This window comes from Streptomyces sp. URMC 124 (assembly GCF_051386455.1).
In the GTDB taxonomy this organism is placed as follows: Bacteria; Actinomycetota; Actinomycetes; order Streptomycetales; family Streptomycetaceae; genus Streptomyces.
In genome coordinates this window covers 1-244 of the sequence record NZ_JBPQTS010000611.1, presented here as the reverse complement: position 1 = coordinate 244, position 244 = coordinate 1, and the positions used below count along the sequence as shown (strand labels likewise).

At 56.6% G+C, this 244-nt stretch carries 1 pseudogene; it reads left to right on the top strand.

The features are described from left to right. Window positions 1-16: 16 nt before the first annotated feature. Window positions 17-244, top strand: a pseudogene (locus tag ACSNOG_RS33880) (hypothetical protein); the annotation flags it as partial.

Here is a 244-nt window from a genome sequence, read left to right as displayed (position 1 = left end):
CACCAGCTCCGGCGTTATCCCTTGGATCCGCCAGCTGAACAACACGGCAGTGAGCGTTGACCAGCTTGGCACACGCAAAGGCGCCATTGCGGTCTATCTGGACGTGTTCCACAAGGACATTTTGTCCTTCCTTGATCTGAAGCTGAACAACGGCGATGAGCGCATGAGAGCGCATGACGTGTTCCACGGCGTATGTCTGCCTGACCTGTTCATGGAGGCTGTGGAAGCCCGTGAAGAATGGAGC